This window comes from Pseudomonas sp. BRM28 (assembly GCF_002939405.1).
Classification (GTDB): Bacteria; Pseudomonadota; Gammaproteobacteria; order Pseudomonadales; family Pseudomonadaceae; genus Aquipseudomonas; species Aquipseudomonas palmensis.
In genome coordinates this window covers 440,522-453,160 of the sequence record NZ_PEFV01000001.1, presented here as the reverse complement: position 1 = coordinate 453,160, position 12,639 = coordinate 440,522, and the positions used below count along the sequence as shown (strand labels likewise).

At 63.6% G+C, this 12,639-nt stretch carries 14 protein-coding genes; 12 read left to right on the top strand and 2 right to left on the bottom strand.

Going from position 1 to position 12,639, the window contains the following annotated elements:
* Positions 1-15 precede the first annotated feature (15 nt).
* The 6 genes from ffh to CR917_RS02130 all read left to right on the top strand — a co-directional run bounded on the left by ffh (position 16) and on the right by CR917_RS02130 (position 4,077).
* Positions 16-1,392 (top strand): signal recognition particle protein, encoded by a 1,377-nt coding sequence (gene ffh / locus CR917_RS02155; protein ID WP_043863183.1) that lies wholly within the window; start codon positions 16-18, stop codon positions 1,390-1,392.
* Between the two features lie 238 nt (positions 1,393-1,630).
* Complete coding sequence (gene rpsP, locus CR917_RS02150) at positions 1,631-1,882, top strand: 30S ribosomal protein S16 (RefSeq protein WP_028942918.1); 252 nt, start codon at positions 1,631-1,633, stop codon at positions 1,880-1,882.
* 5 nt (positions 1,883-1,887) lie between these two features.
* A complete protein-coding gene (gene rimM, locus CR917_RS02145; RefSeq protein ID WP_043863184.1) occupies positions 1,888-2,424 on the top strand; it encodes a ribosome maturation factor RimM in 537 nt (178 codons plus the stop codon).
* A 3-nt stretch (positions 2,425-2,427) separates the two neighbouring features.
* Positions 2,428-3,180 (top strand): tRNA (guanosine(37)-N1)-methyltransferase TrmD, encoded by a 753-nt coding sequence (gene trmD, locus CR917_RS02140; RefSeq protein WP_043863185.1) that lies wholly within the window; start codon positions 2,428-2,430, stop codon positions 3,178-3,180.
* A 42-nt stretch (positions 3,181-3,222) separates the two neighbouring features.
* A complete protein-coding gene (gene rplS, locus CR917_RS02135; RefSeq protein WP_043863186.1) occupies positions 3,223-3,573 on the top strand; it encodes a 50S ribosomal protein L19 in 351 nt (116 codons plus the stop codon).
* 96 nt (positions 3,574-3,669) lie between these two features.
* A complete protein-coding gene (locus CR917_RS02130; protein ID WP_043863187.1) occupies positions 3,670-4,077 on the top strand; it encodes an acyl-CoA thioesterase in 408 nt (135 codons plus the stop codon).
* Positions 4,078-4,098: 21 nt separating this feature from the next.
* Here the strand turns inward: CR917_RS02130 and CR917_RS02125 are convergent, their stop codons facing one another.
* Entirely contained in the window at positions 4,099-5,901 is a 1,803-nt protein-coding gene (locus CR917_RS02125) for a sodium:proton antiporter (protein WP_078480092.1), read from the bottom strand.
* Positions 5,902-5,969: 68 nt separating this feature from the next.
* Here CR917_RS02125 and xerD point away from each other — a divergent pair, with 68 nt between their 5' ends.
* The 6 genes from xerD (at position 5,970) to CR917_RS02095 (ending at position 11,609) form a co-directional block, all read left to right on the top strand.
* The gene (xerD, locus tag CR917_RS02120; protein WP_043863189.1) at positions 5,970-6,866 is read left to right on the top strand and encodes a site-specific tyrosine recombinase XerD; all 897 of its coding nucleotides are present in this window, start codon (positions 5,970-5,972) and stop codon (positions 6,864-6,866) included.
* 151 nt (positions 6,867-7,017) lie between these two features.
* Positions 7,018-7,755: a bifunctional protein-disulfide isomerase/oxidoreductase DsbC gene (gene dsbC, locus CR917_RS02115; protein ID WP_043863190.1), complete on the top strand. Its 738-nt coding sequence runs from the start codon at positions 7,018-7,020 to the stop codon at positions 7,753-7,755.
* Between the two features lie 81 nt (positions 7,756-7,836).
* Positions 7,837-9,141: a homoserine dehydrogenase gene (locus CR917_RS02110; RefSeq protein ID WP_043863191.1), complete on the top strand. Its 1,305-nt coding sequence runs from the start codon at positions 7,837-7,839 to the stop codon at positions 9,139-9,141.
* Positions 9,142-9,168: 27 nt separating this feature from the next.
* Complete coding sequence (gene thrC / locus CR917_RS02105) at positions 9,169-10,578, top strand: threonine synthase (RefSeq protein WP_054915029.1); 1,410 nt, start codon at positions 9,169-9,171, stop codon at positions 10,576-10,578.
* Positions 10,579-10,805: 227 nt separating this feature from the next.
* Positions 10,806-11,204, top strand: coding sequence for a response regulator (locus CR917_RS02100; protein WP_052504291.1), 399 nt, complete (start codon positions 10,806-10,808; stop codon positions 11,202-11,204).
* 117 nt (positions 11,205-11,321) lie between these two features.
* Positions 11,322-11,609 carry a DUF3509 domain-containing protein gene (locus CR917_RS02095; protein WP_054915027.1) on the top strand — a complete coding sequence of 96 codons (288 nt, stop codon included), beginning with the start codon at positions 11,322-11,324 and terminating at the stop codon, positions 11,607-11,609.
* A gap of 171 nt (positions 11,610-11,780) precedes the next feature.
* Here the strand turns inward: CR917_RS02095 and CR917_RS02090 are convergent, their stop codons facing one another.
* A complete protein-coding gene (locus tag CR917_RS02090) occupies positions 11,781-12,638 on the bottom strand; it encodes a TIGR02285 family protein (protein WP_043863194.1) in 858 nt (285 codons plus the stop codon).
* Between the last annotated feature and the right edge of the window lies 1 nt (position 12,639).

The window sequence follows — 12,639 nt, the reverse complement described above, 5'->3', positions numbered from 1 at the left end:
CCTGAAAGGATCCCCATGTTTGAAAACCTGACCGACCGTCTGTCACAGACGCTGCGCCATGTCACCGGTAAAGCCAAGCTCACCGAGGACAATATTAAAGACACCCTGCGCGAAGTGCGCATGGCGTTGCTCGAGGCCGACGTCGCCCTGCCGGTGGTCAAGGATTTCGTCAACAAGGTCAAGGAACGCGCGGTCGGCACCGAGGTGTCGCGCAGCCTGACGCCTGGCCAGGCGTTCGTGAAGATCGTCCAGGCCGAACTCGAAGAGCTGATGGGCGCGGCCAACGAAGACCTCGCGCTCAACAGCGCGCCGCCTGCCGTGGTGCTGATGGCCGGCCTGCAGGGTGCGGGCAAGACCACCACCGCCGGCAAGCTGGCGCGCTTTCTCAAGGAGCGCAAGAAGAAGAGCGTGATGGTGGTGTCGGCCGACGTGTACCGTCCGGCGGCCATCAAGCAGCTCGAAACCCTGGCCAACGACATCGGCGTGACCTTCTTCCCGTCGGACATCACCCAGAAGCCGGTGGCCATCGCCGAGGCGGCGATTCGCGAAGCCAAGCTCAAGTTCATCGACGTGGTCATCGTCGACACCGCCGGGCGTCTGCACATCGATGCCGAGATGATGGGCGAGATCAAGCAGCTGCACGCTGCGGTCAAGCCGATCGAGACCCTGTTCGTGGTCGATGCCATGACCGGCCAGGACGCCGCCAACACCGCCAAGGCGTTTGGCGAGGCGCTGCCGCTGACCGGCGTGATCCTGACCAAGGTCGACGGTGATGCCCGTGGCGGTGCCGCGCTGTCGGTACGCGCGATCACCGGCAAGCCGATCAAGTTCATCGGCATGGGCGAGAAGAGCGAAGCGCTCGAACCGTTCCACCCGGACCGCATTGCCTCGCGGATCCTGGGCATGGGCGACGTGCTCAGCCTGATCGAGCAGGCCGAGCAGACCCTGGACAAGGAAAAGGCCGACAAGCTGGCCAAGAAGCTGAAGAAGGGCAAGGGCTTCGATCTCGAGGACTTCCGCGACCAGCTGCAGCAGATGAAGAACATGGGCGGCCTGAGCGGCCTGATGGACAAGATGCCGAGCATCGGCGGCGTCAACCTGTCGCAGATGGGCAATGCCCAGGGCGCGGCAGAGAAGCAGTTCAAGCAGATGGAGGCGATCATCAACTCCATGACCCCGGCCGAGCGCCGCGACCCCGAGCTGATCAGCGGTTCGCGCAAGCGCCGCATCGCCATGGGCTCGGGCACCCAGGTGCAGGACATCGGCCGCTTGATCAAGCAGCACAAGCAGATGCAGAAGATGATGAAGAAGTTTTCCACCAAGGGCGGCATGTCGAAGATGATGCGCGGCCTTGGCGGCATGCTGCCTGGCGGCGGCATGCCCAAGCTGTAACCACATTCAGGCCGGTGCCTCCCGTGGGGCACCGACCGGAACCCCGCCGCTGGCGGGACCCGTGCCGCCTTCTATATACAGAAGCGGCTCATTCGCAGATCAGCACGGCGGCTTGTCGCTCGCCGTTAAAAGGCATTTGCAAAAGTCCGTGTATTCCTTGAGAATATGCGGCCTTTCGGGCACCCGTGTGCCCGCTGTGCATTATGATTTGCAGCACCGACTACAGGAACGATGTTCTATGCTAACCATCCGTCTTGCCCGTGGCGGCTCCAAAAAGCGCCCATTCTACACCCTGACCGTGACCGACTCGCGTAACCCGGTTACCGGTTCGCACATCGAGCAGGTTGGTTTCTTCAACCCTATCGCTCGTGGCCAGGAAGTTCGCCTGTCCGTTAAGCAGGATCGCGTTGCTCACTGGCTGAGCGTTGGCGCACAGCCATCCGAGCGCGTTGCAAAACTGCTGAAAGATGCTGCTAAGGCTGCTGCCTGAATAGTATGAGCGCGACGCCAGAAAAAGCTGATGACCTGATCGTTGTTGGCAAGATTTTTTCGGTTCACGGCGTTCGCGGCGAGGTGAAGGTCTTTTCCTTTACCGATCCGATTGAAAACCTGTTGGATTACCGCAACTGGACGCTCCGGCGCGAAGGTGTGGTCAAGCAGGTCGAGCTGGTCAGCGGCCGATCCACTCAAAAGGATCTGGTTGCCAAGCTCAAAGGCCTCGACGATCGCGATGAAGCCCGTCTTCTGAGCGGTTACGAGATTTGCATCTCGCGTAGCCTTTTGCCCGACCTGACCGAAGACGAGTACTACTGGTACCAGTTGGTAGGTCTGAAAGTCATCAACCAGGACGAACAGCTGTTCGGCACGGTTGATCACCTGTTGGAGACCGGCGCGAACGATGTAATGGTGGTCAAGCCCTGCGTGGGCAGCCTGGATGATCGTGAACGCCTGTTGCCCTATACCGGGCAGTGCGTGTTGAAGGTCGACCTGGCTGCAGGCGAAATGAGGGTGGAATGGGACGCGGACTTCTAGACGATGGCGAGCCTTCGTGTCGAAGTCATTACGTTGTTCCCCGAGATGTTCTCGGCCATCAGTGAGTACGGCATTACCAGCCGCGCGGTGAAGCAGGGGTTGTTGCAACTGACCTGCCACAATCCGCGGGACTACACCACAGATCGCCACCACACCGTGGATGATCGGCCGTTTGGCGGTGGTCCGGGCATGGTGATGAAGATCAAGCCCCTGGAAGATGCGCTGGTTCAGGCCAGGCAGCAGGCAGGGGAAGCGGCGAAGGTGATCTACCTGTCGCCACAAGGCCGTCAGCTGAATCAGTCGGCGGTACGCGAACTGGCGAATGCAGAGTCGTTGATTCTCATCGCAGGTCGTTATGAAGGCATTGACGAGCGGTTCATTCAGGCTCATGTCGATGAAGAGTGGTCGATTGGCGACTATGTACTGTCTGGCGGCGAGCTGCCGGCGATGGTCCTGATCGATGCGGTTACGCGGCTGCTGCCCGGAGCTTTAGGGCATGCGGACTCGGCGGAGGAAGACTCCTTCACTGATGGTCTGCTCGATTGCCCGCACTACACCCGACCGGAGGTGTATGCGGATCAGCGTGTTCCCGACGTGTTGCTCAGTGGCAACCATGCACACATCCGGCGCTGGCGTTTACAGCAGTCCCTTGGGCGGACCTATGAACGACGCGTCGATCTTCTGGAAAGTCGCTCACTTTCTGGAGAAGAGAAGAAGCTGCTCGAGGAGTATCTCCGAGAGCGGGACGATAGTTAACGTATCGATGGTGGGTCTGACGACCTATCTTAGGAGCACAGCATGACCAACAAAATCATTCTGCAACTCGAAGCCGAGCAGATGACCAAAGAGATCCCGACCTTTGCCCCAGGCGACACTGTTGTCGTTCAGGTGAAAGTGAAGGAAGGCGACCGTTCGCGTCTGCAGGCGTTCGAAGGTGTTGTTATCGCCAAGCGTAACCGTGGTGTGAACAGTGCTTTCACTGTTCGTAAAATCTCCAACGGTGTTGGCGTAGAGCGTACTTTCCAGACCTACAGCCCGCAGATCGACAGCCTGGCCGTGAAACGTCGTGGTGACGTGCGTAAAGCCAAGCTGTACTACCTGCGCGACCTGTCCGGCAAAGCCGCTCGCATCAAGGAAAAACTGGCCTGAGGCTAGTTTGACCGGCGGGCACGGGACCGCCATGCGAAAAGAAAGCAGCCTTCGGGCTGCTTTTTTGTTGTCCGTCATTCGTGTTTCAGAGATGTCATGAACAGTAGAGAGCAAGAGATCCAGCGCCGTACCCAGTTGTCGGTGACCCGCGTGACCAAGGCGGTGTTCCCCTCGACCACCAACCATCACAACACCCTGTTCGGCGGCACCGCGCTGGCGTGGATGGACGAGGTGTCGTTCATTGCCGCCACGCGCTTCTGCCGCTTGCCGCTGGTGACGGTGTCGACCGACCGCATCGACTTCAAGCATCCGATTGCCGCCGGCTCGATCGTGGAACTGGTGGGGACGGTGGTGAAGGTGGGTACTACCAGCCTGAAGGTCGAGGTGGAGGTGTTTGTCGAAAGCATGAGCTGCGACAGTCGCGAGAAGGCGATTCACGGGTTGTTCAGCTTCGTCGCCATCGACGAAGACAAGCGGCCGGTGCCGGTGTTGCCCGGCTTCTGAACGGCCAGCAAGCCCGCGCGATCAACCTGCCTGCGGCTGGACCAGCGCCACCAGCGTCCACCCAGGCCCCGGTTTCAACGCCGTATCCGGCCCTACCACATACACCCAGCCACTGGCATCGCGGGCAAACAGCAAGGTCGCGCGATCGCCATGCAACGCCTGGTAGTCCGCCCAGCCAAACGCCTCGGTCAGGTGCGTGGTGTACAGCTCGGCGCCCTGGTTGAACAGGTTGGCCAGTTGCACATAGGTCAACGCCTGGCTGCCAAACAGGCGCCCGCGATGTTCGTCACTGGCGCGGTGCTTGTCGCTGCGCTGGCGCTCCAGCCCGCTGGCCAGCACGAACAGGCGCTGATGCCCGAAATCATGTCGAAAGCGCGTGCATGCCAGGGTGTTGAGCTCGCCCGCCGGTGACAGCCCCAGCAGGTGCCCCAGGCCTACAAGGTCCAGGTGCGCATCGGCATGCTGCGAGGCCGGGTGACCGAAATAGGTCGGCAACCCCTCCATGCGCGCCGCGCGAATGTTCTCCCAGCTCGAATCGGCCAGCAGCACCCGGCTGCCCAGTTGTTGCAAGGCCGTGCCCAGGGCCCTGGCCGGCGCGTTGGCGCCCACGATCAGAAACCCGCTGGGGGCAGGCTCGGCCACCTTGAGCAGGCGCGCCAGCGGCCGCGCCGTGGCGCTTTGCAGCACCACCGTACCGATGATCACCGCGAACGTCAGTGGCACCAGCAGCAAGGCCCCCGCGTGCCCGGCCTCGTCCAGGCGTATCGCGAAAATCGCCGACACTGCCGCGGCCACGATGCCGCGCGGGGCGATCCAGGCCAGCAGCGCACGCTCGCGCCAGTTGAGCTGCGAGCCCCAGGTCGACAGCGCCACGTTCAGCGGCCGCGCAATCAGCTGGATCACCAGCAGCAGGGCCAGCACCGCAGGGCCCAGGCCGAGCAGGGCATTCAGGTCCAGGCGCGCCGCCAGCAGAATGAACAGGCCGGAGATCAGCAGCACGCTGAGGTTCTCCTTGAAGTGCAGGATCTGGCGCACATCCACGCCCTTCATGTTGGCCAGCCACATGCCCATCAGGGTCACCGCCAGCAGCCCCGACTCGTGCATCACCTGGTTGGAGGCGATGAAGATCCCCAGCACCGCTGCCAGCGAGGCCAGGTTGTGCAGGTACTCGGGCAGCCATTGATGGCGGATCACCTGGCCCAGCAGCCAGCCACCGGCCACGCCGAAGGCGCTGCCGCACAGGATCACCCCGGCGAACGTCAGCAGGCTCTGGCTCAGGCCGTCGCCAGCGGCGCTGGCAATGATGAAGCTGTACACCACCACCGCCAGCAGGGCGCCGATCGGGTCGATGACGATGCCTTCCCAGCGCAGGATGTTGGCCACCGCCGCCTTGGGCCGTACCACCCGCAGCATCGGCACGATCACGGTCGGCCCGGTGACCAGGGTCAGGGTGCCGAACAGGATCGCCAGCAGCCAGTCGAACCCCAGCAGCCAGTGGGTGGCCGCGCTGATCACCACCCAGGTGGACAGCGCGCCGAGGGTCACCATGCGCCGCACCACCGTGCCGATCTCGCGCCATTGCGACAGGTGCAGGGTCAGGCTGCCCTCGAACAGGATCAGCGCCACCGCCAGCGACACCAGCGGCATCAGCAGCGGGCCGAACATTTCCTGCGGGTCGAGCCAACCCAGGATCGGCCCGGCCATTATTCCGCTGAGCAGCAGGAACAGGATCGCCGGCAGCTTCAGCCGCCAGGCCAGCCACTGGCAGCCCAGGGCCGCGACACCGATCCCGCCGAATGCCAGCAATATCTCTTGTTCGTTCATTCGGGCTCCCTATGCCGGCGGTGTTATGGAAGACTAGCGGTATTTTTACGGCCTACCACCGAGTCTTCATGCCCGCCATCGACCACCCGCTGATCGACCAGTTCCTCGACGCCCTGTGGCTGGAGAAGGGGCTTTCCGACAACACCCGAGCGTCCTACCGCAGCGACCTGGCCCTGTTCAACGGCTGGCTTCAGGAACGTGGCATGGTGTTGCCCGATGCTGGTCGCGAGCTGATCCTGGACCACTTGGCATGGCGCCTCGACCAGGGCTACAAGCCCCGTTCCACGGCGCGGTTCCTGTCGGGCGCGCGTGGCTTCTATCGCTACCTGCTGCGCGAGAAGCTGATCGCCCTCGACCCGACCCTGCAGGTCGACATGCCGCAACTGGGCAAGCCGTTGCCCAAGTCCCTGTCCGAGGCCGATGTGGAGGCCCTGTTGAAGGCTCCCGACCTTGGCGAGGCCATCGGCCAGCGCGACCGCGCCATGCTCGAGGTGCTGTATGCCTGCGGGCTGCGCGTCACCGAGCTGGTGAGCCTGACCCTCGATCAGGTCAACCTGCGCCAGGGCGTGCTGCGGGTGATGGGCAAGGGCAGCAAGGAGCGCCTGGTGCCGATGGGGGAGGAGGCGGTGGTGTGGGTAGAACGTTACCTGCGCGACGGCCGCGTCGAACTGCTCAACGGCCGCCCCAGCGATGTCCTGTTCCCCAGCCAGCGTGGCGAGCAGATGACCCGCCAGACCTTCTGGCACCGCATCAAGCACCAGGCCCAGGTGGCCGGGATCGGCAAGGCGCTGTCGCCGCACACCCTGCGCCATGCCTTCGCCACCCACCTGCTCAACCACGGCGCCGACCTGCGCGTGGTGCAGATGCTGCTGGGCCACAGCGACCTGTCGACCACCCAGATCTACACCCATGTGGCCCGCGCCCGCCTGCAGGAACTGCATGCCCGTCATCACCCGCGCGGCTGAGCGCTGATCGCACATTGCATGCGTCGCCAGCAGTCAATGCAGGGCGGCGAATGTGGTACGCTTTCGCGGTTTACACCCGGGCCCTGGATCGCGGCCGTTTTTCGGTACGCCTGTTCCGCTTTCGGCCCCCTGTCCGCCTTCAGGAGTTTTCATGCGCGTGACCCAGATTTTAGCCGCCGCCGCCCTGGCGCTGGCCAGTTCCTTCGCCGTGGCTGCGGCCAACGATGCCGAGCAGGCGATTCGCAAGTCGCTGCAGTCGCTGGAGTCGGAAATACCGGTCGACAGCATCGCTGCCAGCCCGGTAAACGGCCTGTACGAGGTCAAGCTCAAGGGCGGCCGTGTGCTGTACGCCAGCGCCGACGGCCAGTTCCTGGTACAGGGCTATCTGTTCCAGATCCAGGACGGCAAGCCGGTCAACCTGACCGAAAAGGCCGAGCGCGTGGCCATCGCCAAGACCATCAATGCGATTCCGGCTTCCGAAATGGTGGTTTACCCTGCCAAGGGCGAAACCAAGTCGCACATCACCGTGTTCACCGACACCACCTGCCCGTACTGCCACAAGCTGCATGCCGAAGTGCCCGAGCTGAACAAGCGCGGCATCGAGGTGCGCTACGTGGCCTTCCCGCGTCAGGGCCTGGGCTCGTCGGGTGACCAGCAGCTGCAGGCGGTATGGTGTTCCACCGACCGCAAGGCGGCCATGGACAAGATGGTCGACGGCAAGGAAATCAAGGCCGCCAAGTGCGAGAACCCGGTCAGCAAGCAGTTCCAGATGGGGCAGTCGATCGGCGTCAATGGCACGCCGGCCATCGTGCTCGAGGACGGTCAGGTGATCCCGGGTTATCAGCCGGCCCCGCAAGTGGCCAAGCTGGCATTGACCGCAAGCAAGTAATTCAATCAGTGAGCCGTCACCATGGGGAGACGGCTGTTTTTTCGACCGGCGCATGGCCGGTCGTTCAATGGGGAGTTCACAGTGAAACCGGTCAAAGTAGGCATCTGTGGGTTGGGGACCGTCGGTGGCGGTACCTTCAATGTACTTCAGCGTAACGCCGAGGAGATTGCCCGCCGCGCCGGGCGTGGAATCGAAGTGGCACAAATCGCCATGCGTACGCCAAACCCGAACTGCCAGATTACCGGTACCCCCATTACCGCTGATGTGTTCGAGGTCGCGAGCAACCCCGAGATCGATATCGTCATTGAACTGATTGGCGGCTACACCATTGCCCGCGAGCTGGTGCTCAAGGCCATCGAGAACGGCAAGCACGTGGTCACCGCCAACAAGGCGCTGATTGCCGTGCACGGCAACGAAATCTTCGCCAGGGCGCGCGAGAAGGGCGTCATCGTCGCCTTCGAAGCGGCCGTGGCCGGCGGCATCCCGGTGATCAAGGCGATCCGCGAAGGCCTGTCGGCCAACCGCATCAACTGGGTGGCCGGTATCATCAACGGCACCGGCAACTTCATCCTCACCGAAATGCGCGAGAAGGGTCGCACCTTCCCCGACGTGCTGGCCGAAGCCCAGGCGCTGGGCTATGCCGAGGCCGACCCGACGTTCGACGTCGAGGGCATCGACGCCGCGCACAAGCTCACCATCCTGGCGTCCATCGCTTTCGGTATCCCGCTGCAGTTCGACAAGGCCTACACCGAAGGTATCACCCAGCTGACCACGGCCGACGTGAACTACGCCGAAGCGCTGGGCTACCGCATCAAGCACCTGGGCGTGGCCCGCAGCACGGCCAATGGCATCGAGCTGCGCGTGCACCCGACGCTGATTCCGGCCGACCGCCTGATCGCCAATGTCAACGGCGTGATGAACGCGGTGATGGTCAACGGTGACGCCGCAGGCTCCACCCTGTTCTACGGCGCCGGCGCCGGCATGGAACCGACCGCCTCGTCGGTGATCGCCGACCTGGTCGACGTGGTCCGTGCCATGACCAGCGACCCGGAAAACCGCGTGCCGCACCTGGCCTTCCAGCCCGACTCGCTGTCGGCTCACCCGATCCTGCCGATCGAAGCCTGCGAGAGCGCCTACTACCTGCGCATCCAGGCCAAGGATCGTCCGGGCGTGCTGGCCCAGGTGGCGAGCATCCTGTCCGAGCGCGGCATCAATATCGAGTCGATCATGCAGAAGGAAGTCGAGGAGCACGATGGCCTGGTGCCGATGATCCTGCTCACCCACAGCGTGCTCGAGCAGCGCATGGACGACGCGATCACCGCCCTGGAAGCCCTGCAGGATGTGGTTGGCAGCGTTGTGCGCATCCGCGTCGAACAACTGAACTGAGCCGTCTTTGAGTTAGAGGAATAGGTCATGCGTTACATCAGTACCCGCGGCAAGGCACCGGCCCTGAATTTTGAAGATGTCCTGCTGGCCGGCCTGGCCAGCGATGGCGGCCTGTACGTGCCGGAAAACCTGCCGCGCTTCACCCAGGAAGAAATCGCCTCGTGGGCCGGCCTGCCGTACCACGAGCTGGCCTTCCGCGTGATGCGCCCGTTCGTCACCGGCTCCATTGCCGATGCCGACTTCAAGAAGATCCTCGAAGAAACCTACGGCGAGTTCGCCCACGCCGCGGTTGCCCCGCTGCGTCAGCTGAACAGCAACGAGTGGGTGCTGGAGCTGTTCCACGGCCCGACCCTGGCGTTCAAGGACTTCGCCCTGCAACTGCTCGGCCGCCTGCTCGATCACGTGCTGGCCAAGCGCGGCGAGCGCGTGGTGATCATCGGTGCCACCAGCGGTGACACCGGTTCGGCTGCCATCGAAGGCTGCCGTCGTTGCGACAACGTCGACATCTTCATCCTGCACCCGCACCAGCGTGTGTCGGAAGTTCAGCGCCGCCAGATGACCACCATCTTCGGCGAGAACATCCACAACATCGCCATCGAAGGCAACTTCGACGACTGCCAGGAGATGGTCAAGGCCAGCTTCGCCGACCAGGGCTTCCTCAAGGGCACGCGCCTGGTGGCCGTGAACTCGATCAACTGGGCGCGGATCATGGCCCAGATCGTGTACTACTTCCACGCCGCCCTGCAGTTGGGTGGCCCGGCGCGTTCGGTGGCGTTCTCGGTGCCTACCGGCAACTTCGGCGACATCTTCGCCGGTTACCTAGCGCGCAACATGGGCCTGCCGATCAGCCAGCTGATCGTGGCAACCAACCGCAACGACATCCTGCACCGCTTCATGAGCGGCAACCAGTACGTCAAGGAAACCCTGCACGCCACCCTGTCGCCGTCGATGGACATCATGGTGTCGTCGAACTTCGAGCGCCTGCTGTTCGACCTGCACGGTCGCAATGGCGCCGAGATTGCCGGCCTGATGGACACCTTCAAGCAGGGTGGCGGCTTCAGCGTCGAGCAAGACCGCTGGACCGAGGCGCGCAAGCTGTTCGATTCGCTGGCGGTGGATGATGCGCAAACCTGCGAGACCATCGCCGACGTGTTCGCGCAAACCGGCGAAGTGCTCGACCCGCACACCGCGATTGGCGTCAAGGCCGGCCGCGAGTGCCGTCGCAGCCTGGACACGCCGATGGTGGTGCTGGGTACCGCGCACCCGGTCAAGTTCCCCGAGGCGGTGGAGAAGGCGGGCGTGGGCAAGGCCCTGGAGCTGCCGGCGCACCTGACCGACCTGTTCTCCCGCGAGGAGAAATGCACGGTACTGCCCAACGACCTGAAAGCGGTGCAGGCCTTCGTCAGCCAGCACGGCAACCGTGGCAAGCCGCTCTGACGGCAGCGGTATGCAGCGTTGAACCAGGCCCCGGTGCGCAAGCCCCGGGGCTTTTTGTTGCGCGGCCCGCCATGCCACGGCAGGAACCTGGCTTGCTGGCGAACCGACGCGACGCGTCGATACCGTGGCGACACGAGGACGTTGCCGCCCCCTGGTTTCGGATTTTTCCTATGGGACGCCCGCGCGGGCTTTCCTAGAGTGGGCGCCCGTCCAATCCGGAGTCGCCCATGCGCTCACTCAAGGTTCTGCTTCTGGAGCCCCATGCCTATCGGCTGATGAACCTGCACCAGATGCTCAATGGCCTGGGCATCTACGACGTGCGCGTGGCTGAAACGACCCTCCAGGCGCACGGTGTGCTCGAACGACGGGGGCCGGTGGATATCGTCATCTGTGACCCGCTGTCGCCCGAGCACGATGGCATGGGCTTCATCGAGCACCTGGCGCTGCACGGCCTCGCCAGTGCCCTGATTGTCCTCAGTGGCGCCAGGCGCAGCGTGCTCCAGGGGGTTGTCGAACTGATCGAGCTGTCGGGCCTGCGGGTGCTGGGCAGCACCCCCGCGCCAGCCAGCCCCAGCCAGTTGCACCCGTTGCTGCTGCAACACCCGGAGGCCGGGCCCGTGGCATGAATCTGTCATGTGCACCGGGCATGCTCGATGAACGTGCAGCGCGCCGCGGCAGAACTTTCAGCCTGTGCCGAGGGTCAGTGAAAGACCCCCTTCAACAACAACGTGAACGGTGAATGGATGGACAATATCAGCTTGTTGCTAAGTGAAGCATTGACGCCCTATCAGGTCACGCTGACCTCCCGGCATGCCAGTGCCGACTTCGACCTGCAGCTGGTCGACCCTGCCGGCGACACCGTGCTGCAGCGCAGTGTCAAGGCCAGCCAGCTGCATGACCAGCGCCTGCTCATCGACCTGGTGGACGGTATCCAACGTGACCTGCGCATCCACGAAGGACGCCTGCAACCCTGCGTGATCGCAGCCCTCAAACATGCCCGCCAGGGCCGCGCGCAAATCGTTGCGGCGTGACGGGAACCTTTGTCCAGACAGGTACTCAGACAGCTTAAGGACAGTTGAACGGCATTTTGCTCCGATGCCGCCAGGCTGTTCGTGCGAGGCTCCAAGCAGCCCTCGTTTAACCCCGACGGCCTCCCCACCGCTCGGGGTTTCTTTTTGCCTGCGTAAAAGCGCGTGCCGGGGTCAGTGCTGGCTCAGCAGCTCGCGCGCCGCATCGAGGTAGGTCTTGCGCTGGTCGGGCTCTAGCCATTGTGCATACAGCGGTGCCAGGGTCTGCAGGCGCAGGTTGCGCAGCAACTGGTCGAGGTGGCTGATGGCCTCGCGGCCCAGCGGGGTGTCGGAGCAACCCACGTAGGTCAGCTGGTAGCGCGCCACGCCCTTGATCGGGAAGTACGTCAGGGCCTGGGGCTGCGGCTGCTTTTCGTTCATGTAGCGCACTTCCGGCCAGTAGGCCAGCAGCAGGTTCAGGCGCCCCAGCTGCTGCATCTGCAGCAGGCTGCCCACCGCATCGTTGCCGTAATGGCGGCTGATGGTGGCGGGCGGGGCGTTGGCCAGTATCGCGTCCACGGCGGGGCTGTAGCTACGCTGGCCGACGACACCGAGCTTGTGCGTGTTGCTTGCCAGCAGGGCGTCCAGGTCGATTTCGCCATCGTGCAGGTACGGCGCAAGGCTTGCCTGGTCACTCTGGCGGGCAATCACCATGTTGCTCTGCGCAGCCAGCGCCGGTATCGAGAACTTCACGAAGCGCTCGCGCTCCGGGGTTCGCAGCAGCGTGGGGTCGCAGGTGAAGGAGGGTTCCTGGAGCATCTGCATGCCGCGCGCGCGGTTGACCCGCACGATGCTGTGCTGGTACTCGGGCATCTGCGCGATGAGCAGCGGCAGCAGCTGGTCCATGGCGCCCTGGCCGGTTTTGGGGCCCTCGAACACGGTCAGCGGCGGCAGGTCGCGCAACAGCCAGGTGAGGGTTTCCTTGGCCCAGCTCGAGGCAGGCAGCAGGCTCAGCAGCACAGCCAGCAGTGCGCCGTGCAGGTTGCAGCACATG

Excerpts from the sequence above, each read along its gene's own strand:
- CR917_RS02090 (WP_043863194.1), bottom strand. The coding sequence starts at position 12,638 with ATGTGCTGCAACCTGCACGGCGCACTGCTGGCTGTGCTGCTGAGCCTG.
- CR917_RS02095 (WP_054915027.1), top strand. The coding sequence starts at position 11,322 with ATGGACAATATCAGCTTGTTGCTAAGTGAAGCATTGACGCCCTATCAG.
- rplS (WP_043863186.1), top strand. The coding sequence starts at position 3,223 with ATGACCAACAAAATCATTCTGCAACTCGAAGCCGAGCAGATGACCAAA.
- thrC (WP_054915029.1), top strand. The coding sequence starts at position 9,169 with ATGCGTTACATCAGTACCCGCGGCAAGGCACCGGCCCTGAATTTTGAA.
- trmD (WP_043863185.1), top strand. The coding sequence starts at position 2,428 with ATGGCGAGCCTTCGTGTCGAAGTCATTACGTTGTTCCCCGAGATGTTC.
- CR917_RS02100 (WP_052504291.1), top strand. The coding sequence starts at position 10,806 with ATGCGCTCACTCAAGGTTCTGCTTCTGGAGCCCCATGCCTATCGGCTG.
- xerD (WP_043863189.1), top strand. The coding sequence starts at position 5,970 with ATGCCCGCCATCGACCACCCGCTGATCGACCAGTTCCTCGACGCCCTG.
- rimM (WP_043863184.1), top strand. The coding sequence starts at position 1,888 with ATGAGCGCGACGCCAGAAAAAGCTGATGACCTGATCGTTGTTGGCAAG.
- rpsP (WP_028942918.1), top strand. The coding sequence starts at position 1,631 with ATGCTAACCATCCGTCTTGCCCGTGGCGGCTCCAAAAAGCGCCCATTC.
- ffh (WP_043863183.1), top strand. The coding sequence starts at position 16 with ATGTTTGAAAACCTGACCGACCGTCTGTCACAGACGCTGCGCCATGTC.
- CR917_RS02130 (WP_043863187.1), top strand. The coding sequence starts at position 3,670 with ATGAACAGTAGAGAGCAAGAGATCCAGCGCCGTACCCAGTTGTCGGTG.
- dsbC (WP_043863190.1), top strand. The coding sequence starts at position 7,018 with ATGCGCGTGACCCAGATTTTAGCCGCCGCCGCCCTGGCGCTGGCCAGT.
- CR917_RS02125 (WP_078480092.1), bottom strand. The coding sequence starts at position 5,901 with ATGAACGAACAAGAGATATTGCTGGCATTCGGCGGGATCGGTGTCGCG.